At 48.9% G+C, this 20,444-nt stretch carries 19 protein-coding genes and 1 tRNA gene; 7 read left to right on the top strand and 13 right to left on the bottom strand.

Annotated elements, in window-relative coordinates; all coding sequences use genetic code 11:
- Positions 1–3: 3 nt before the first annotated feature.
- Positions 4–1,614: a glycoside hydrolase family 43 protein gene (locus BJ885_RS17955; protein WP_121932383.1), complete on the top strand. Its 1,611-nt coding sequence runs from the start codon at positions 4–6 to the stop codon at positions 1,612–1,614.
- A 4-nt stretch (positions 1,615–1,618) separates the two neighbouring features.
- Here the strand turns inward: BJ885_RS17955 and xynR are convergent, their stop codons facing one another.
- The 5 genes from xynR to argL form a co-directional block, all read right to left on the bottom strand.
- Complete coding sequence (gene xynR / locus BJ885_RS17950; RefSeq protein WP_121932384.1) at positions 1,619–2,377, bottom strand: DNA-binding transcriptional repressor XynR; 759 nt, start codon at positions 2,375–2,377, stop codon at positions 1,619–1,621.
- A 194-nt stretch (positions 2,378–2,571) separates the two neighbouring features.
- On the bottom strand, positions 2,572–3,024 hold the full coding sequence (locus BJ885_RS17945; protein WP_121932385.1) for a DUF3828 domain-containing protein: 453 nt from the start codon (positions 3,022–3,024) through the stop codon (positions 2,572–2,574).
- A gap of 1 nt (position 3,025) precedes the next feature.
- Positions 3,026–3,388, bottom strand: coding sequence for a hypothetical protein (locus BJ885_RS17940; RefSeq protein ID WP_033144509.1), 363 nt, complete (start codon positions 3,386–3,388; stop codon positions 3,026–3,028).
- A gap of 264 nt (positions 3,389–3,652) precedes the next feature.
- Positions 3,653–4,657: an ornithine carbamoyltransferase gene (gene argF, locus BJ885_RS17935; protein WP_023299201.1), complete on the bottom strand. Its 1,005-nt coding sequence runs from the start codon at positions 4,655–4,657 to the stop codon at positions 3,653–3,655.
- On the bottom strand, positions 4,627–4,722 hold the full coding sequence (gene argL / locus BJ885_RS23360) for a putative translational regulatory protein ArgL (protein WP_211180486.1): 96 nt from the start codon (positions 4,720–4,722) through the stop codon (positions 4,627–4,629). Before argL ends, argF begins: the two co-directional genes overlap by 31 nt.
- 99 nt (positions 4,723–4,821) lie before the next feature.
- On the opposite strand from argL, the gene rraB reads away from it, so the two are divergent.
- The 6 genes from rraB (at position 4,822) to BJ885_RS17905 (ending at position 9,604) form a co-directional block, all read left to right on the top strand.
- The gene (gene rraB / locus BJ885_RS17930) at positions 4,822–5,247 is read left to right on the top strand and encodes a ribonuclease E inhibitor RraB (RefSeq protein ID WP_029739283.1); all 426 of its coding nucleotides are present in this window, start codon (positions 4,822–4,824) and stop codon (positions 5,245–5,247) included.
- 46 nt (positions 5,248–5,293) lie between these two features.
- A complete protein-coding gene (gene miaE / locus BJ885_RS17925) occupies positions 5,294–6,052 on the top strand; it encodes a tRNA isopentenyl-2-thiomethyl-A-37 hydroxylase MiaE (protein WP_121932386.1) in 759 nt (252 codons plus the stop codon).
- A gap of 30 nt (positions 6,053–6,082) precedes the next feature.
- Positions 6,083–6,805, top strand: a complete 723-nt coding sequence (locus BJ885_RS17920; protein WP_121932387.1) for a topoisomerase II — start codon at positions 6,083–6,085, stop codon at positions 6,803–6,805.
- Positions 6,806–6,911: 106 nt separating this feature from the next.
- Positions 6,912–6,996: transfer RNA gene (locus BJ885_RS17915), tRNA-Leu, on the top strand.
- Positions 6,997–7,182: 186 nt separating this feature from the next.
- Positions 7,183–8,439, top strand: a complete 1,257-nt coding sequence (locus tag BJ885_RS17910) for a phage integrase central domain-containing protein (RefSeq protein WP_121932388.1) — start codon at positions 7,183–7,185, stop codon at positions 8,437–8,439.
- A 232-nt stretch (positions 8,440–8,671) separates the two neighbouring features.
- On the top strand, positions 8,672–9,604 hold the full coding sequence (locus BJ885_RS17905) for a COG2958 family protein (RefSeq protein ID WP_121932389.1): 933 nt from the start codon (positions 8,672–8,674) through the stop codon (positions 9,602–9,604).
- 491 nt (positions 9,605–10,095) lie between these two features.
- Here the strand turns inward: BJ885_RS17905 and BJ885_RS17900 are convergent, their stop codons facing one another.
- The 8 genes from BJ885_RS17900 to BJ885_RS17865 form a co-directional block, all read right to left on the bottom strand.
- Positions 10,096–10,998: an HNH endonuclease gene (locus tag BJ885_RS17900; RefSeq protein ID WP_121932390.1), complete on the bottom strand. Its 903-nt coding sequence runs from the start codon at positions 10,996–10,998 to the stop codon at positions 10,096–10,098.
- Between the two features lie 182 nt (positions 10,999–11,180).
- Positions 11,181–14,303, bottom strand: a complete 3,123-nt coding sequence (locus tag BJ885_RS17895; protein ID WP_121932391.1) for an HsdR family type I site-specific deoxyribonuclease — start codon at positions 14,301–14,303, stop codon at positions 11,181–11,183.
- Positions 14,296–15,495 (bottom strand): AAA family ATPase, encoded by a 1,200-nt coding sequence (locus BJ885_RS17890; protein ID WP_121932392.1) that lies wholly within the window; start codon positions 15,493–15,495, stop codon positions 14,296–14,298. Before BJ885_RS17890 ends, BJ885_RS17895 begins: the two co-directional genes overlap by 8 nt.
- A 1-nt stretch (position 15,496) precedes the next feature.
- The gene (locus BJ885_RS17885; RefSeq protein ID WP_121932393.1) at positions 15,497–16,696 is read right to left on the bottom strand and encodes a restriction endonuclease subunit S; all 1,200 of its coding nucleotides are present in this window, start codon (positions 16,694–16,696) and stop codon (positions 15,497–15,499) included.
- On the bottom strand, positions 16,693–18,249 hold the full coding sequence (locus tag BJ885_RS17880) for a type I restriction-modification system subunit M (RefSeq protein WP_121932394.1): 1,557 nt from the start codon (positions 18,247–18,249) through the stop codon (positions 16,693–16,695). The genes BJ885_RS17885 and BJ885_RS17880 overlap by 4 nt, the downstream gene beginning before the upstream one ends.
- A 261-nt stretch (positions 18,250–18,510) precedes the next feature.
- The gene (locus tag BJ885_RS17875) at positions 18,511–19,089 is read right to left on the bottom strand and encodes an inovirus-type Gp2 protein (RefSeq protein WP_121932395.1); all 579 of its coding nucleotides are present in this window, start codon (positions 19,087–19,089) and stop codon (positions 18,511–18,513) included.
- A 209-nt stretch (positions 19,090–19,298) separates the two neighbouring features.
- Complete coding sequence (locus BJ885_RS17870) at positions 19,299–19,895, bottom strand: hypothetical protein (protein ID WP_121932396.1); 597 nt, start codon at positions 19,893–19,895, stop codon at positions 19,299–19,301.
- A gap of 95 nt (positions 19,896–19,990) precedes the next feature.
- Entirely contained in the window at positions 19,991–20,197 is a 207-nt protein-coding gene (locus tag BJ885_RS17865) for an AlpA family transcriptional regulator (protein ID WP_121932397.1), read from the bottom strand.
- Positions 20,198–20,444 lie beyond the last annotated feature (247 nt).

The raw sequence follows: 20,444 nt of genomic DNA, 5'->3' as shown, positions 1-20,444 counted from the left end.
AATATGGAAATCACTAACCCGATACTCACCGGCTTCAACCCGGACCCGTCCCTGTGCCGCCAGGGCGAGGACTACTACATCGCCACCTCGACCTTCGAGTGGTTCCCGGGCGTGCGCATCTACCACTCCCGCGACCTGAAAAACTGGTCGCTGGTCAGCACCCCGCTGGACCGCGTGTCGATGCTGGACATGAAGGGCAACCCGGACTCCGGCGGCATCTGGGCGCCGTGCCTGAGCTATGCCGACGGTAAATTCTGGCTGCTCTACACCGACGTGAAGATTGTCGACTCGCCGTGGAAAAACGGCCGCAACTACCTCGTCACCACGCCGTCCATCGAGGGGCCGTGGAGCGAGCCGATCCCGATGGGCAACGGCGGGTTTGACCCGTCCCTGTTCCACGACGACGATGGCCGAAAATACTATATCTACCGCCCGTGGGGGCCGCGCCACCACAGCAACCCGCACAACACCATCGTGATGCAGGAGTTTGACCCGCAAACCGGCACCCTCTCGCCCGAGCGCAAAACGCTGTTTACCGGCACGCCGCTCTGCTACACCGAAGGCGCGCACCTGTATCGCCACGCGGGATGGTACTACCTGATGGTCGCCGAGGGCGGCACCAGCTACGAGCACGCGGTTGTGGTGCTGCGTTCAAAAAACATCGACGGGCCGTACGAGCTGCACCCGGACGTGACGATGATGACCAGCTGGCACCTGCCGGAGAACCCGCTGCAGAAGAGCGGCCACGGCTCGCTGCTGCAGACGCATACGGGTGAATGGTACATGGCCTACCTCACCAGCCGCCCGCTGCGCCTGCCCGGCGTGCCGCTGCTGGCTTCCGGCGGACGCGGATACTGCCCGCTGGGGCGAGAGACCGGAATCGCCCGCATTGAATGGCGCGACGGCTGGCCGTACGTGGAAGGCGGCAAGCACGCGCAGCTGACCGTGAACGGCCCGCAGGTGGCCGAGCAGCCCGCTGCCGTTCAGAGCAGCTGGCGGGACGATTTCGACGCCAGTTCGCTTGACCCGGAGCTGCAGACCCTGCGCATTCCGTTCGACGACACCCTCGGCTCGCTCACCGCGCGCCCCGGCTATTTACGGCTCTACGGCAACGACTCGCTCAACTCGACCTTTACCCAGTCGACCGTGGCGCGCCGCTGGCAGCACTTCACCTTCCGGGCGGAGACGCGGATGCAGTTCTCGCCGGTTCACTTCCAGCAGAGCGCGGGGCTGACCTGCTACTACAACAGCAAAAACTGGAGCTACTGCTTTGTGGACTTCGAGGAGGGGCAGGGCAGAACCATCAAAGTTATCCAGCTCGACCACAACGTGCCGTCGTGGCCGCTGCACGAGCAGCCCATTCCGGTGCCGGAACATGCGGAGAGCGTCTGGCTGCGGGTGGACGTGGATACGCTGGTCTACCGCTACAGCTACTCGTTCGACGGCGAGACGTGGCACGCCGTGCCGGTCACCTATGAGGCGTGGAAGCTGTCGGACGACTACATCGGCGGGCGCGGCTTCTTCACCGGCGCGTTTGTGGGGCTGCACTGCGAGGACATCAGCGGCGACGGCTGCCACGCGGACTTCGACTACTTCACCTACGAGCCGGCCTAACGGCTCAGGCCGGGTAGCCCAGCGCGCGCGAGAGCGCGAGCCCGGCCTGCTGAAGCTGCACGCGGAAATTAGCCAGCTCCGCATCGTCCACGCGGGAGGTCAGCGTCGAGAGGCTCAGTGCGGCGATGACGCGGGACTCGTGGTTCCACACCGGCACCGCCACGCAGCGCACGCCCTGCTCGTTCTCTTCGCTGTCCAGGGCGTAGCCCTGCTCGCGGGTCTGCGTCAGGGCGCTCATTAAGGCTTCGCGAGAGTCGAGGGTAGCGGGCGTAAAGGTAGTGTACTGATAGCCCTCCAGCAGGGTGTTCAGCTCGGTCTCGCCCAGCCAGGCAATCAGCACCTTGCCGATGGCGGTGGCGTGAACCGGCAGGCGGCGGCCGATGCGCGAATAGGCGATGGCGGCCAGCTTGCCTTCAATCTTCTCGATATAGACCCCTTCACGCCCGTCCAGGATCCCCAGATGGGTGGTCTGCCCGGTCCGCCGGGACAGCTCCGTCAGCCAACCTTTTGCCTTCTGGCGAATATCGATAGAGCCCACGACAAAATGGCCGCGCTCGACCAGCTTCATGCCGAGGCGATATTTGCCGTTCTCCGGGTTCTGATCGATATAGCCGTGAAGCTGCAGGGTTTTCAGCAGCGAGTGGAGGGTACTCTTGCTCAGCCCCATCAGTTTGCTGATGTCGGTGATCTTAAGCTCGGTGGCCTGCTCGTTGAACAGGTCGAGGATCTGCAACGCACGTTCAACAGACTGAATAATCGGCATAATGCTGGCATGTCCACGCTGGAATTAAGGCGAAAACGTACCTTTTTCGGGGTGAAAAATCAATGAAATGGAGCCGGTTTGCCCGGCGGCGCTTCGCTTGCACGGGCCTACGGGTTTTGTAGGCCGGGTAAGCGAAGCGACACCCGGCAAGAAGAGCGCACCGATTCATTATCATTGTCAGTACGTTGTTTGGCTCAGTTCGGTATAGTCAGGTTTCTTGAAAATTCAACTGCAGAAACCGACTGCACCTTCCATAAGTTGTTTTCTTTAACCATGCAGTCTATGACTACGTGGTCCTGCTTTTTACCGAATGCAATGTATACGTTGACACAGACTGGATCGGTATCCCCGGCTATGGCAGTTACGTTCTGCGGCCAGTCATCGCCGATGTATTGCGCTTTTAAAAATATATCGGCCTCGTAAAACTCTTCGTCTGCATAGCGAGGATCATGCGCGTGTCGGAGTTTTTTTATTGTTGATGCTGTGACATATTTATCTATTTCGTTTCCATCAGTAATGGGAAATGCATCTTTATTAATTTGATTAACGTACCAGCTGTTAAATTTTACAGCACGCTCAATCGGGTCAGAGTGGCCAGCCATTACAGAGAAAGAAAATATAAAGAGAAGCAGTAAGATATTTTTCATATCAGTAGTGCCTGTAAAGGGTTATTTTTGGCTGTATCTTCCGATATGTCTGGCCGGGATAAAGGCTGTTCTGTTTAAAATCTGAATACCAGGTACCCGATCCGTCGTAGATACATGCATGCCCATTCTGATGCGCACCTGGTAATGCGTCAATAACTGCGACATCACCCTCAATGGGTGTGCCGTACACCTTGCTGAATCCTGCCTTCTCAAGAGAGCGCCAGAAGTTTTTTGCATCAGCACCATCAATTTTCAAACCTCCGGCACGAATAGCTGCAGCGACGGCGCGAGCGCAGTAACCCGTACTGTTATGATGTGCGTGGCTGCGGGCATATGACACAGCTTCATGCTTATTCCATGACATAAAATAATCCTTATTTTATTAACGAAACGTAGTAATAAGGAAACATTACACCGAATATTTACAATGGTTTGTAATTGATAATGATCTAATATTAACCATCATCAATCTAATAAATAATGGTTAATAAAATCATAAATACATATTATGGTTGATGCTTATCTGAGGAAGCGTCAGTAAAATGATTTTTTCTGCGCGTAAACTGGAAATGATTATCTGCTGAAAATAATTCAGCAGATAATCACCATCTCAAGGTGGGAGAGGGGCTCACTCCCCAAGCGTCGCCACCATCACCGCTTTAATCGTATGCATCCGGTTTTCCGCCTGGTCGAACACGATGCTCGCCGCCGACTCAAACACCTCGTCCGTCACTTCCATCCCGCCGTGCAGATCGAACTCTTTCGCCATCTGCTTGCCGAGCGTGGTCTGGTCGTCATGGAACGCCGGCAGACAGTGCAGGAACTTCACGTTAGGGTTGCCGGTCAGCGCCATCATCTGCGCGTTCACCTGATACCCGCGCAGCAGCGCGATCCGCTCCGCCCACTTCTCTTTGGCTTCGCCCATCGACACCCACACGTCGGTATAGATAAAGTCCGCGCCCTTCACGCCCGCCGCCACGTCTTCCGTCAGGGTGATCTTCCCGCCGTGCTTCTCCGCCAGCGCGCTGCACTCCGCCACCAGGCTCTCTTCCGGCCAGCAGGCCTTCGGGGCCACCAGGCGCAGATCCAGCCCGGTCAGCGCCGCCGCTTCCAGCATCGAGTTGCCCATGTTGTTGCGCGCGTCGCCCGCGTAGACCAGCGTCATCTCGTTAAACGCCTTGCCCGGCAGGTGCTCCTGCATGGTCAGCAGGTCCGCCAGCAGCTGGGTCGGGTGGAACTCGTTGGTCAGCCCGTTCCACACCGGCACGCCCGCATACTGCGCCAGCGTTTCGACCACTTCCTGGCCGTGGCCGCGATACTGAATGCCGTCGTACATCCGCCCGAGAACCCGCGCGGTGTCCTTAATTGACTCTTTATGCCCAATCTGGCTGCCGCTCGGCCCTAAATAGGTGACGCGCGCGCCCTGGTCAAATGCGGCAACTTCGAAAGAGCAACGTGTACGGGTCGAGTCTTTTTCGAAGATGAGCGCGATGTTTTTACCGGTAAGCTTCTGTACTTCCTTGCCATTTTTTTTATCGGCTTTGAGTTGTGCGGCAAGGGTCAGCAGAGAGGTGAACTGTGCAGGGGTAAAGTCGAGCAGTTTCAGAAAGTGTTTTTTGTATAAATCGGACATTTTATCCTCGCATGGCGAACGCCACTTATTGAATTAAAATTCACCTTATATGTGTAATTATTCATTTGCAACCCCGTTTCACAATTCTTTCTTACAAAGGTGGAGGCAAACCCGTCCGTGTGTGAAAATAGAAGTATCTGCCGCACTTTAAAGAGGATTGAGCCATGGCAAACCCGGAACACCTGGAAGAGCAACGCGAAGAGACGCGTCTGATTATTGAAGAACTGCTGGAAGACGGTAGCGATCCGGACGCGCTGTACACCATCGAGCACCATTTCTCTGCGGATGATTTCGACGCGCTGGAAAAACTGGCCGTGGAAGCCTTCAAGCTGGGTTACGAAGTGACCGAGCCGGAAGAGCTGGAAGTGGAAGAGGGCGACACCGTCATCTGCTGCGACATCCTGAGCGAAGGCGCGCTGAAGGCAGAGCTGATCGACGCGCAGGTAGAACAGCTGATGAACCTGGCCGAGAAGTTTGAAGTGGAATACGACGGCTGGGGAACCTACTTCGAAGATCCGAACGGTGAAGACGGCGAAGAAGGCGACGACGAAGATTACGTCGACGAAGACGACGACGGCGTGCGTCACTAAGTGATTCAGGCGGTGGCGCGCGCCACCGCTTTTTCAAGGCAGAACCATGGATTACCCGCAGATACTCGCCCCCGTACTCAACTTCCTCCAGTGTCCGACCCCGCAAGCATGGATTGATAAAGCCCGCGACCCGGCGAACCTGCCGCTGCTGCTCACCGACCACATGGTGTGCGAGCTCAAGGCCGCCCAGACCGCGTTGCTGCTGGTGCGTAAATACGTCGCCGACGAAAGCGGTGCCGACGCGCTGCTCGACTGGCTCAAACCCTACGAACAGTTCACCTTCCGCGACGGCCCGGAGCCGGACTTCATCGCCCTGCACCGGCAGATTGGCAAAAGCGTGATGCCCAAAACCGACGACCCGTGGGGCCAGGCGCTCATCGACAGCATGGTGCTGCTGATTAAAGAGGAGCTGCACCACTTCTGGCAGGTGCGCGAGGCGATGCTGGCCCGCAACATTCCGTACGTCAAAATCACCGCCAGCCGCTACGCCAAAGGGATGCTGAAGGAAGTGCGCACCCACGAACCGCTAACGCTAATCGACAAGCTCATCTGCGGCGCTTACATCGAAGCCCGCTCGTGCGAACGCTTCGCCGCGCTGGCCCCGTTCCTCGACGACGACCTGCAGAAGTTCTATCTCTCGCTGCTGCGCTCGGAAGCGCGCCACCATCAGGACTACCTGACGCTGGCCCAGCAGGTGAGCGACGACGATATCTCACCGCGCATACAGCTTTTTGGCGAAATTGAAGCCACACTTATCTCGACACCGGACCACGAGTTTCGCTTCCACAGCGGCGTGCCGGTGTAAACCGGCACAACTCAAGGATAAGGATGCGAGATGAATAAAACGTGGACCCGTACCGTGATGGTTGTTGTGGTGGCCGCCGCCGTGGCGTTCTGGATGTTCTTCGACAGGCAGCGCGCTCCGGAACGGCAGATGGATTCCGCTCTTAACGCGATGCCCGCCTGGCAGGTGATTAAGGAGCAGGAGCCCGCGCTGCATCAGCGCATCCTCGACCAGATGGCCGCCCTGCAAAAAGCGGGCGAGCCGGAGCAGCAGATTATCGACACCATCCAGCCGCAGATCCTGCATCTGCAGATGTCGCGCCTGCAAAACGCTCCGGACGCCAATGTGGTTAACTACATGACCATTAACATGGAGCAAACCGCCGCCATCCAGAAGGTGAGCGACGACGCCTGCTTCCGCTTCCTCTACCCGACGGTGAAGGGCGGCGTGAACCCGATGCGCATGCTGGATAAAGACCTGATGGCGCGGCGCATGCAGGCCGACGCCGACATGATGCGCGCGGCCTACGGCAAAAACCGCCACACCGTGACCCCGGCCGAACGCGAGGCGGCTGTCGAGGACGTGCGACCGATTATGAAGGCACTTGCCGATAAGTACGGCGAGGACATCCAGCTGCTGCAGATGCCGGAGAAGGCGGCGGGCAAAGAGAAGCTTTCCTGCGATATGGTGCAGGAGATGTGGGCGAAGGTGCTGGCGCTGCCGGAGCAGAAGGCGGCGGGGGTGATTCGGCTGGCGGTGTCTGAGCTGGACTGACGAAGGGCGCTGGTTTTTTGGGCACTTAGCGCGGGTTTAGCGCGTCGTCGCTTGCATGGCGGCGCGCGACAGGTATAATCCACAACGTTTCCGCATCCCCTTCAGTGCCGAAGTGGCGAAATCGGTAGACGCAGTTGATTCAAAATCAACCGTAGAAATACGTGCCGGTTCGAGTCCGGCCTTCGGCACCATTAGTATGTAAATAGACCTCAACTGAGGTCTTTTTTTATGTCTAAAATCCAGCATTTACCTACCTTTCTCGCTATATTAACTCTCTCAAGGTCAACCGACTTCAACGTACATCTACCAACAGATGTTGGTACAGATGATGGTATTTCCGATTCGATAATGCTTGTACCAACAGGGAGGGGATAAGCATGGCTCTAACAGATATCAAAGTCAGAACAGCCAAGCCAATGGATAAGCAATATAAGCTGACCGATGGCAACGGTATGCATCTTCTCGTCCATCCTAATGGTTCTAAGTACTGGCGTTTGCAGTACCGTTTTGACGGCAAGCAAAAGATGCTGGCACTTGGGGTATATCCTGAAATCACATTGGCGGATGCTAGATCACGCCGCGACGAAGCGCGTAAGCTTTTGGCAAACAGCATCGATCCGGGAGATAAAAAGAAAAATGATAGGGTTGAGCTGGAAGAAGCGCGTACTTTCGAACAACTTGCTATTGAGTGGCACGCCACGAATAAAAAGTGGTCGGAAGAACATAGCCGACGAGTGCTGAAAAGCCTGGAGGACAATCTCTTTCCAGCCATTGGCAAACGTAATATAGCCGAACTTAAAACACGGGATTTGTTAGCACCGATAAAAGCCGTAGAGATGTCTGGACGTCTTGAGGTCGCATCACGGCTGCAACAGCGAACTACGGCAATTATGCGTTATGCCGTACAAAGTGGTTTGCTTGATTATAATCCGGCACAGGAGATGGCCGGTGCTGTTGCTTCAAGTAACCGGCAGCATAGGCCTGCGTTAGAGTTGAGACGTACTCCCGAACTGCTTCAGCGCATTGATAGCTATACCGGCAGGCCTTTGACTCGTCTTGCCGTTGAGTTAACCCTCCTTGTCTTCATCCGCTCCAGCGAATTGCGTTTTGCTCGTTGGTCTGAGATTGATTTTGAAACATCAATGTGGACGATACCCGCAGAGCGCGAGGCTATTGAAGGGATAAAGCACTCCCAGCGTGGCTCAAAAATGCGTACACCTCATTTGGTGCCGTTATCTCGTCAGGCGTTAGCAATCCTTAAACAGGTACACAAACTTAGTGGCGATCGCGATTTCGTTTTCATTGGCGATCACGACCATCGTAAACCGATGAGTGAAAATACGGTAAACAAGGCTCTGCGCGTTATGGGTTATGACACTAAGATAGAGGTTTGTGGGCATGGTTTCAGGACGATGGCATGTAGCTCGTTGATAGAATCGGGATTGTGGTCGAGGGATGCGGTTGAACGGCAGATGAGCCATATGGAGCGTAACTCTGTGCGTGCGGCTTATATTCATAAGGCCGAGCATCTGGATGAGCGCAGATTGATGCTACAGTGGTGGGCTGATTTTCTTGATGCGAATCGTGAGAAGGCGGTGAGTCCGTTTGATTTTGCCAAATTAAGCATGGAATGATTAGATGTATTTAAGGTATGTGTCTGATATACCTTATTTTTTTATTTAACATGGCTTCTGATGCGGTGTTCGTTTTTGTAATGAAATTTGTTGTTCAATGCCAAAAACTCATATTGTAAGCTTGGTTCAAGTGATAGGTAGTTTTACACTGTTTCATCAGAAAAGCAGCATCTGAGATTTAGCCATTCATTCAGATAGAAGCGTTCTTACTGTTACATTAAAGGCAGGAGCCATGACTAGTCGCCCACAGATGATTATTAATGTTCTTCAGGCTAATCCTGATGAGCAATTTACAGCCCGTCAGCTTGCCCAAAAAATCATTGATCACTATGGCGCAGAGCTTGCTGTAAAGCGTCAAAATCCTCGATTCGCCAGTGATGAAGATTTCTTGAGTCAAATAGCTGCTGAAGTCGGTGGGAGCAGAACCGTTCAAGCAAAAGCGATGTGTCCTCAGGTTATGACGCGTGACAAACCTCGGCCCAGGCTTTATTACTGGGGTAAGCAAATCGATAATGGCATGCAACCAGAGTCATCTTTTGATATTGCTCCGACTCCGTCTGCTGAGACGGTAGCTTTTTCTGAGCATGCTCTTTACCCGCTTTTGATTGAGTACCTTTCAGAAGAAGAAGAATTGCTTTGCCGTCGTATCGATGAAAAGCGTTCAAGCAATAACAAAGGTCTTGGGGCAAACCATTGGCTTTATCCGGATATTGTTGCTTTGCAGCCTCTTGATAAAGGTTGGGATAGCGTTGTGCAAAACTGCGTACGGTATAGCGAAGGGCGTTTAACCCGTCTGTGGTCTTTTGAGGTAAAACGTCAGCTTAACCGTAGCAATGTTCGAGAATGTTTCTTCCAGGCAGTGAGCAATTCAAGCTGGGCCCATTTTGGTTATCTTGTCGCGACCGAAATAAATGAAGATAAGCAGCGTGGTGTAGAAAGAGAACTGCAGATGTTGTGTGCATTGCATGGTATTGGTGTGATCCTTCTTAATCCGCAAGATCCCGGTAATAGTCAAACGCTGATTCCTGCACGAGAGCGAACAAGTATTGATTGGCAATCCGTCAACCGCTTGGTGGTTGAGAACAAGGATTTTAAAGAGTTTATCGATCTGGTTTCAGATTATCACCAGACAGGAAAAATACACAAAGCGCTCTGGAATAGATAATTCGCTCTAATGTTTCAATAAGAAATATGATTGCGAAACAGACATAATGTGAATGGATGAACAGCGAGGTATTTAGAATGAGTGAGATTTAGAAGTTCTTTCTGCGAATTGATGGGATAGTAAATATGATAAAGGTGAGCGTGTGCGTGCTCACCAAATGCAATAGAATAAATTTATACAAATGGGGGGTAGTTTACCAAAACTGTTCTTTTAAAAAACATGGCTTATTTTTGCGATTATTAGCTAATAAACTACAATATGCAATGTGGCAAAAAATATTACTAACTGTGATTTATATTGGGTAGTGGGGTGTTCAGAATAACCAGAGGCAAACACCCGTGCAGTGAAAGATAACGATGGTGATGTAAAGATCAATTGTGCTCTGCGCTCTGCGCTCTGCGTTCTGTGGGCTATGGCATAAGAATATGCTTTATCTACTCCGATATAACGAAAATTAGGCCTTACCAAAAAGATAAGACCTAATTTAAGAATTATATTGGGCCATACAAAGCTTCAATAAAGGGGTTAGAAGGTAATCCAACCACCAATGGTGTAATGCTGATACGAGACTTATCAATATGATTAACAATACCTAATCCAGCAAAATTCCCACGCCCACCTGAAGGTCGGAATTGGACAAAAGCAGTTGTAGTAGTAATCCAGCGAGGATCAATAATAAGCGTTGCCTTTATCCCTGAAAAATAGGTGTAGATTTGCGGATCTCTCGAAGCATCCCCACGAATAGCCTGTGCATATGCGCCTAAAGAACTGGGCATTTCTATATTCTTTGTGCGGAATTGCTGATCGAAGGCAACAATTGCCCCCCTGGCCTGATTTCCAAGCTCTACTAGCTTTTCAGCAGTAATGGCTTTTACCTCTATCTTTTTAAAGAGATTTTCAAATGCCATCATCAGGTAATTTAAATTCCATCCTAACTCGTGTAATGCAATAATTTTATTGTATTCAGACAGATCAACTTTAATGCCTGCGTGGGCGGCTAGGGTTAACAGCCTTGGAATATTTAGATAGTAAAAATTATGTAATTTGGTCTTCCAGGGATTTTCAACTTTAAATTTTTCTTCTAACCAAAGGGAATGCTCTCGTTGGATTTTATGAAGACGCTCTATAGGGAAATTGTCTACCCCAGAGTCAATTTCTGTGTGATGATTACAACAAAGAAGTAACAAGTTTGATTCATGATTCCTTTGCTTAAGATTCAGTGGTGAATCTCCTCTTGGGCCTTCTGGCTGCTCTGCAACAATATGAGCCACCTCTCCAATAAACTGAGATGATAGTCCATTTTCGTCTTCTACTAGGAGCCTTTCCCTGCAAATTGCGCAGCAGCCACCATCTCTGACCCAAACAATCCGTTTTACTCTTTGGCTAATGGGCATAGCACGTTTACCTAACTAATAGAATGGATTACCTTCCATTTTAACCTTGCTAATCAGTTTAGGTCCACTGTAAGTACACCCAATTTAGTTCCACGCGCTTGTGTTCAAGAATCTTTGGTATTTAGGTGAGTTAGATGAAATAACTCCGTAAGGGGGCCTCATGGTCCCCCTTGCGGCTAAATCTAAAACTGTCCGCCTACACCTTTAAACTTCTCAATAAAGGCACTTATCTTTTGAAAGACCGTTTGTTTTTTTGTTTTGTACTGAGGGTTTAATGGACTGAGTTTAGGCAGTGTATCATTCAGTGCCGTACCGTTTTCCGTTGCATACTCTCGCTTCAGCGAGTTTCTGATATAACGTCTGGCAGCCTCATCATTCAGGTTTTCCTCCTTGATCAAGGCTTCAGCTTCAAGCTGTTGGGCCTGCTGGGCAAAGGTATAGAAAGCTTCAATAATGCTCTCTTTGCTCGGCATATCATTGAGATTCGTCTGTTCGATAAAATTAACTATCAATCCTTCTTTTGCCCGGTTGCCTACACTTGCGCGGATTAACCGTTTCACTTCATCTTTCATTGTTGCTTTATCGGTATTCTTTTGGTGGTAGTCGTAAATTAGTCCAATAATATAATCGAGGTTAATTTCCTGCGATTTTAGCAAATCCACCTCAAAGACCACATCATCCCAGTCAACCGTGCTGTTGTCTTTTTCATTAGCCTCACGTTCACGGCGCTGCCACTCGCGGATATCGTTGTAACTTGAACGATAGTCCTGAATTTTACGCTCAGTTGGTAAGCGAATTATCTGTAGCTCAGCGAATTGCTCATCGTCCAGATAATGTTCCGCTTTAAACTCTTCTGTAGCGACTGGATCGCTGAGGTCAACGGTTTGCAAGGCTTTCAGCGTGGTAAATTCATCATAGTTTTGCAGTACGTTCTCTGCTCGCAGGTATTCTCCGAACAATTTAACGAAAGCCTTTTTCTCTTTTTCGGATTCGATACCTGCAGGGTTTGGAAAGCGAGTCTCCAGTTCGGTTACGATATCCATAAAACCGCGTCTCGCCTCGCCGGTTAAACTGTCCGTAAAGCCGTCCATGTATTCGGCATAACTTTTTTCCATCACCATGCTTCGGGTATTGCTTTTTCCGAACAGAGTGATGGCATCGATGGTCGCCTGTTCTAAGTCACGGAAGGTGACAATGTTCCCAAAGGTCTTTGTTGCATTGTAAATCCGGTTAGTGCGGGAAAATGCCTGCATCAGCCCGTGGTAGCGCAGGTTCTTGTCCACAAATAATGTATTGAGCGCTGGGGCATCAAAGCCAGTCAAGAACATGCCGACTACTATCAGCAGATCAACTTCTTGCCCCTTAACCCGTTTCGCAAGGTCACGGTAGTAGTTTTGAAAACTGTTTCCATCGGTACTGAAGTTGGTTTTAAAGGTGGAGTTATAATCTCTAATAGCCGATTCCAGAAACTCCCGAGCACTGCTGTTCATGGCAGTAACATCAAAGCTTTCATCGCTAATATCCCCGACTGCATCCTGCTCTTCATTGGCGGCATAAGAAAAGATAGTGGCAACCGTCAATGGTTTGTAGTGGTTATCTTGCTCGAGGGCTGCCTGCTGGATGTTTTTGAAGGCTTCGTAGTAAGCTTTTGCTGCATCTACACTGCTGACGGCAAACATAGCATTAAAACCTGTTGCACCAGAAAACGCTCGGTGCGTTTTTTGGCGGAAGTTTTTCAGGATATAGTGCGTAACTTCGCGAATTCGCATTGGGTGAAGCAGGGCCTGTCTATTTTCAGCTGCATTGAGTTTTCTCTCATCAGTTTCGGTTTCTAATGCTTTAAACTGCGGTCGGACATCATTGTAATCGACTTTAAATTTCAGTACTTTTTCATCCCGAATGGCATCGGTGATGATGTAAGAATGTAGCTCCACGCCGAAGACGCTTTTTGTATCTTCTGCGCCCAAAGCATTTTTACCGGCAAAAATCGGGGTACCGGTAAAACCGAACTGGTAAAAACGTTTGAATTTCTTTTTTAGGTTCTTCTGTGCTTCACCGAACTGGCTGCGGTGGCACTCATCGAAGATGAAGACGACCTGTTGTTGATAGACGGATAAGTCGGCTTCCGCTTTCATCAGGTTATTCAGCTTCTGAATCGTTGTGACGATTATTTTATTATCATTTTTATCCAGATTTCGTTTAAGGCCTGCAGTATTGTCAGAACCATTAACGCTGTCCGGCGAGAAGCGTTGATACTCTTTCATTGTCTGGTAATCGAGGTCTTTTCTGTCCACGACAAAGAATACTTTATCAATAAAATCCAGTTCGGTTGCCAGACGAGCGGCCTTAAAGCTGGTCAGGGTTTTACCTGATCCGGTGGTGTGCCAGATAAATCCCCCGCTTTCCGGTTTTGACCAGTTCTTTGCTTTAAAGGAACTGTTAATTTTCCATAAGATTCGCTCAGTGGCAGCAATCTGATAGGGGCGCATCACCAGCAGCGTCTGGCTACTGTCAAACACACTGTAGTTAAACAGCACCTTGAGCAGGGTATGCTTCTGGAAAAAAGTGGCAGTAAAGTCCTTCAGGTCTTTAATCAGCGCATTATCAGACTTCGCCCAGTTCATGGTGAAATCGAAACTGTTCTTATCTCGTTTAGTGGTATTGGCAAAGTAACGGGTATCGGTACCGTTGGAAATGACAAACAGTTGCAGGTATTTAAACAGCGAATTGTCACTGTTAAAGCTTTCCTTGCTGTAACGGTGTATCTGGTTAAAAGCTTCACGAATCGCTACACCGCGTTTTTTCAACTCAATTTGTACCAGCGGCAGGCCATTGACCAGAATGGTGACATCGTAGCGATTGGCGTGCGTGCCTGCTTGTTCAAACTGCTTGATGACCTGCACTTTATTGCGAAGGATGTTTTTTCTATCCAGCAGATAGATATTCTGAATACGGCCATCGTCGAAGACGAAATCATGAACATAATCATCATGAATCTTGCGGGCCTTTTCGACAACGCCATCGCTGGGCTTGTCCATCCAGGTTTCCACAAAGCGACGCCATTCAGCCTCCAAGAACTCCACATTGTTAAGGCTTTGCAACTGCTCCCTGACATTGGCGAGCATAGCCTTGGTGTTGTTCAGGGTTGGCAGGTATTCATAGCCCTGGTTGACTAAATCCTGAATCAGCTCACGCTCCAGATCACCTTCGCTCTGGTAGCTCTCGGTAATCTTCCAGTCCGGGTTGTATTTGTCCAAAATGATAAAATTATTGGACTCAGCAATTGGCTTGGTGCAATCAACCATTTTTTTGTTCCTGCTGCCAGAAGCCACAGTTGTTCTTCAAGTGATCGAGCAACAGTTTGACAGTCGCTTTCTCCGCTTGCGTTGGCTCCGCAACGGCTTCATTCGATAGCGTGCTGTGGCTGGTAAAATTGATTATTCTGCTCAAATAAAGCTGCTTGTCGTCAGGCAAGAGTTCAGACCATTTAGGGTAGCCCAGAAAGCTGGCCGTTTTCTCATAAAGATTGCGCAGTAACGTGAAGTGATATCTTTCAACGTTGTTGTCAGCAATTGCCTGTTCGATTGTTTGCTTTAGATGGAGATGGTAGGAAAAACTCCTGTTAGAGTCGCCATATTTTTCTGTGAGGGTAAATGTACCATCTTCAAAACTCTCCAACATGTAGCAAGCTTTACCGTTCAACTCATTGAAAAGTACATTATAAAAGATTGGGCTATGTGTCGTGATAATGAACTTCAAATCGGATTCACTGGATTTGATCAGCCCCGCAAGATTAACCGCCAGTTCAATCAAATGGTTATCATCTAGAGAGCTGACGGGATCATCAATGAATACATACTCCAGTTGATCAAATGCGGGGGTTTCGCGCGCATCTGGGTCGGCGACATTGAGAATTGTGACCACTTGATCCAGTAGGGTGTAAAACACACTCCAGATGAAGTTGCTTTCTTCACCTTTGGATAACTTGATATGGGCGGAACGCTCATCATTGCCGCGTTCCATAGAAAAAGCGACTTCGGTAAAATCTGGATTGAAGTGTGGCGTTAGCTTGTCGTTCGCATAGCGCTGGAAATAACGGACGATATTGCTATCCTGTCCCAAATCTTTTAGCAAGGTCAGCAACCAGTTTGTATAAGAATTAGGCTGCACCTTCAGCTTCGGCTCGGCGTCTTCTTGCAGATCGTTATCCCAGTAAAACAAGTCCTCAGTGAAAGCATTGTAATAAAGGATTTTTTTGCGCGAAAACTCCGACTGTTCAGCTTCGTCATCACCTTCTCCGTCAATGACTTTGGACGTAATCCATTGCTTGAAATCCCGGGAAAGACGTGTCTTGCCTGTGCCATTGAAAGCGTAGATTAACTGCACCTTTGGTACGGGCCTGGTCTCTTCAACTTCCTTTGTTTTTTCAGAGACAGTTTTCTTGACTTTCTTAGGCGTACTTAGCTGTTGGGCTATTTCCAGGAGTGTCTTGCTCATGTCACGCCTCTACTACATCCGGCTTCGGAAAGCTAAATAACATGTCACGATAATATTCGTACTGTTTCTGGCGGAGCTCGATTTCGCGAGGAAGGCCTTCAGTGATGGAGTTTGTTAATGCATCAAACTTATCGAGGATTGAAACGATCCTCTCCTTTTCTTCTGGCGGCGGATTTGGGATACGGATGCTCTCTAGGTTTTTCTTATTCAGCTTAGGTTGTGCGGCACCTGAAATGTAGGTTGTTAAGTCAATACTATTCAGATAGTACTCAACGTATCTTCTTGCTGCATAGGTATCGAATTTAAGCACATGAGCATGATTGTTCACCCAAGTCTTACCACTGATACTGAACGCTATCGGAGTATTGCGAGCCAACAGGTTTGCGCCATCTTCTGATACTAATAGAAAGTCGCCATCGAAAATATAATCTTTTACATAATCGACAATCCCTGATGCTCCGTAATAAGGTATTTTCCCTGCTTCCCTCAAACCACTAGTGATTGGCTTTCTTTTGGCGTCAAGATTCTCTGCCAACTCTCCTAATGTTTTCCACTCAGCCCCACCATCATCAAAACTCAGCAACTGCTCGCAATAGTAGTTGTACTGCTTTTTACGCATGGTAAGCTCAGCGGTAAGCTCAGCGGTAAGCTCAGCGGTAAGTGCAGTAAATGTATCCAGAATCCGGACGATTTCAGACTGGATGGCAAGGGATTTTTCCGGATTGCTCGGACAAGGGATTGGGATTTCATAGTTTAATATATCGGCTTTGCTTCCTCGTGGCATTTTTGCACCTTTTGCATGCTGCATGCTGTATGAGAAGAATGCATCAGATGATAAAATAAAATATAAAAACTTCGGATTTACGAAAGACCTGCATTCATAACGAATACGGACTGCAAGAACATCACCGCTGCACCCGCCTGAATGCGTAGCCAACCAAACTTTTTTCAAATATGGTCGAATATTACCAAGAAGAATATCCCCTGGTTCATATGCGGTCAAACGGGCAGTATTCGGCAGATAATTTGCATCGATACGCCCACCTTTGTTGGAAATGAGATTGTCCACTCCAGTGAATGAAGTAGCGTCAAGTTTAATAGCATCGACTCGGGTAGTTGAGTATTCGGCTATTTCCCTCAAAGACACCCATTCAGCGCTATCACCATCAAGCAGCTTAGTCAGATAACTCAGTTCACTCATTCCTGCACCTCACTACCTTCAATTTCAGCGACAACCGCATCAATGTCTTTACGTAACTGGTCGATTTTCCGGACGGTAGTTTTCAATTCGGCATTAAGTTCCGTAATATCAATGATTTCTCGGGTGTCTTTGGCTTCCACGTAGCTGCTGACAGACAGGTTGTAATCATTCCCGGCCACTTTTTCGGAGGGCACTGATTTCGCCAGATGGTCAACATCTGATTTGCTGCTGAAAACCTGCATGATTTGAGCGATATGGTCATCGGTGAGAATGTTGTTATTGGTTTCTTTTTTAAACAAACCGCTGGCATCGATGAATTGCACATTGGTATCTGTTTTATGCTTTGACAGCACCAGAATATTAACGGCAATGGTGGTACCAAAGAACAGGTTTGGCGCGAGTGAAATCACCGTCTCAACATAGTTGTTATCGACCAGATACTGACGGATTTTTTGCTCCGCGCCACCACGGTAGAAAATGCCAGGAAAGCAAACTATTGCTGCACGGCCTTTGGCGGACAGATAGTTCAGCGCATGAAGCACAAACGCAAAGTCAGCTTTTGATTTTGGAGCCAACATACCTGCCGGAGCAAAACGCTCATCGTTAATCAAAGTCGGATCGTCGCTGCCAATCCATTTCACCGAATACGGCGGGTTCGACACAATCGCATCAAACGGCTTTTCGTCGCCAAAGTGTGGTTCAGTCAGGGTATTGCCCAGTCTGATATCAAATTTGTCGTAGTTGATGTTGTGCAGAAACATGTTCATACGTGCCAAGTTGAACGTCGTATGGTTTATTTCCTGACCAAAGAAACCTTCTTCGATGATGTGGTTATCAAAATGTTTCTTCGCCTGCAGCAGCAGTGAGCCCGAGCCTGCTGCCGGGTCGTAGATTTTGTTAACGTGGGTCTGACCGTGCATTGCCAGTTGTGCAATCAGTTTTGAAACGTGCTGTGGTGTGAAGAACTCTCCGCCTGACTTACCGGCATTCGCCGCATAGTTGGAAATCAGAAACTCGTATGCATCACCAAACAAGTCAATCTGGTGGTCGTCAAAGTTTCCCAGTTTTAAACCTTCTACGCCTTTCAGCACGGCAGCCAGGCGGCTATTTTTGTCTTTAACAGTATTACCCAAGCGGTTACTGGTGGTGTCAAAATCAGCAAACAGGCCTTTGATGTCAGCTTCAGACGGGTAACCGTAAGCTGAGCTTTCAATGGCGACAAAAATACTGTTTAAATCAGCATTCAGCCTATCGTTAGTATTCGCTTTAGCAGCAACATTGCAGAATAGCTGGCTCGGGTAAATGAAATAGCCTTTAGTTTTGATGGCATCATCTTTAATGTCATCGGTAATGATACTGTCATCCAGCTCAGCATAGTGGATGCTGTCATCACCGGCTTCGATGTAATTGGAGAAGTTTTCACTAATAAAGCGGTAGAAAAGTGCACCAAGGACATACTGCTTAAAGTCCCATCCATCTACCGAGCCTCTGACATCGTTGGCGATAGCCCAGATTTGGCGATGTAGTTCTGCACGCTGTTGAAAGCTTGTCATTTTTTTTATCCTGAGTTCGATTCTTAGCAACTGCTGTTGACGAGATTTTACCGCAATTTGTTCACAACGACTGCATCTATATCAGATCCAGTTATGACTCTTCCGATAAGTGGTTTCACGATGGCAGAAAGGCTATGCCAGTTACCTCTATCTGTGTGCATTAGTAAAATTTGATTATTTGTTGTGCTGCAGTAATCGTTTTCTGGTCTGCCGCATTGGGCATTAGATCGTATCCTGCAGCAGATAAACCTGCATACCTGTTCAGTTGAGTCGCTGGGGAAGCCGTGGACGACCTGTCAGTGGACGCTCAGGTACTTCATTGCAGCCGTGGAGTAGCAACCCCTCCTTCTGTTGGATTTTTGTCATATAGGCGAGTACCTGCCGTATGTTGGTAATACTTCCAGGATCGTTGTAGTGAACAGGGATATTGATATTTGCTCGATAGTGTTCCTTGTATTCGCAACGGTGATGCCAGCCTTCCCTGTCTGTAATGTTGCTCCATAGCTCACCCGCTTTCGCAGCCCATGGATAGCTTATCTGGGTCCGATTACCATCTAACCAGAAGACTGCATGGGCGTGGTAGCGGTGATCCTCAGTCCACTCTATGACCCAAAAATAACCTACTACGGCTCGCAGACTCATCATGTTTTTCATTAATAATTGGATATCCAGTTCCAGTTGGTGGTGTCCGGGTTGTACATATCTTGGCGTTCCATTTTTGTAGAACAGGTCTATTCGAATAGCCCGCAGGCAAGCATACCGGTTGATCATACTATCCGTATGCCAGTTCAAGACAGACTCCAGAAACCAGTCTGGTGTCCAGGATCGTTCAATATTCATGTGGTTATTTCCTGGCCGCTGCTTGGAGCAGCCATGTAGAGGAGGGTGATCCCCCGGCAAGAAGCTGAGGGATGGATTATTAATGAGCAGATCTGTAGACAGGTTTATGAGGAATATAAAAAGGGAGTACCTATTAATTATATTAATTAACCGATATTAATTTTAACTCCCTGAACATTTCTTAGCCCTTACAGAACAAGGCTTGAGGCTCAAATCAGCGGATCGAGTACAGTACGGTAGGCAAAACAGACGTACTCATCCATCATGCTGGTAAGCATATGGTTCTCAGCCTGTCGGTCATTAACCCAGTTATTTACCTTCTCGCTTGTTTTGAACTTGAGACTTTCAATCCAGTCAGCAAGACAATTCCCCAACATCAAATCGTACCAGCACAGCCAGACAAGCTTTAGACGCAACTCAGTCCCTCTAAACTGCTGAAACAGGCTGGTGAGCTTATTTGCCAGTGAACGGTGTTTCAAACGGACACATTCGGAAAGCAGAACGCCTTCAAGCATGGGATGATGGGCCAACAAGTGCTCCTGCGTTAATAAGCTTACGCTCAGGTCATCATCTATCGATAATGATGCCGCCGTTGCCTTTCCGTAAATAAGCCGGTGTAGCCAGTGGGGCACAATAGCAATAACAGCTTCTTTACCATGAAAATTTAGACAGCCAACCGTCAGACTATGATAGTGATATATGTTTTGATGGCACATTCCGTGCCGGACAGTCAGCTTCGTAAAATCCGTCAACCAAGTCTGGTAGCATTTTTGAAGTTCTTCGTAACGCGGTTTATAGTCTTTCATCGTTTATATTCCTTCTGGCTTAAATTACAGGCAGCAGAAAATCTCCGGGGAGCCGGATAGCTGTCTTCGTACTGCAACTTTAGTTCGGATTGAGGTTATTTACGGGATTGGTTAATACGTTCCTGGAGCCAGGCTTCAACTTCGCTTTTTAGCCAGCGGGAGCTACGACCCATTTTTATTGGTTTTGGGAAAACATCATCTTTAATTAGCTTATAGAACCACTTGTCCGTTAAACCAGTCAGGTTGGTGATATATGCCATATTGACAAACTGGTCTTCTAAAAGAGAAAGATGGGTGTTCATTATTCGAATCTCCGGTTAAGAAAGGTAAGCCAGACTCGTGATGTTTGATAACGACCACGTGCTTCGGCATACCAACCCGGTAATCTGTAAAAAAGTTGAAGGTCATTGACCTCTATGCCACTACCGGCCTATAGGAAAATTGAGCCCCTAAGTGCTGCATCATAACGAACCGCCAGCTATCAGCTACTGAGTTTTCTGAACGCCACTCCATACCAATTTTTTGGCTGCCATTGAGCACTGCACTAAG

The organism is Enterobacter sp. WP_7_1 (assembly GCF_003688535.1).
Taxonomy (GTDB): Bacteria; Pseudomonadota; Gammaproteobacteria; order Enterobacterales; family Enterobacteriaceae; genus Enterobacter; species Enterobacter asburiae.
Note: the sequence above shows the minus strand (reverse complement) of the source record. Positions and strands in the feature narration are given on the sequence as shown.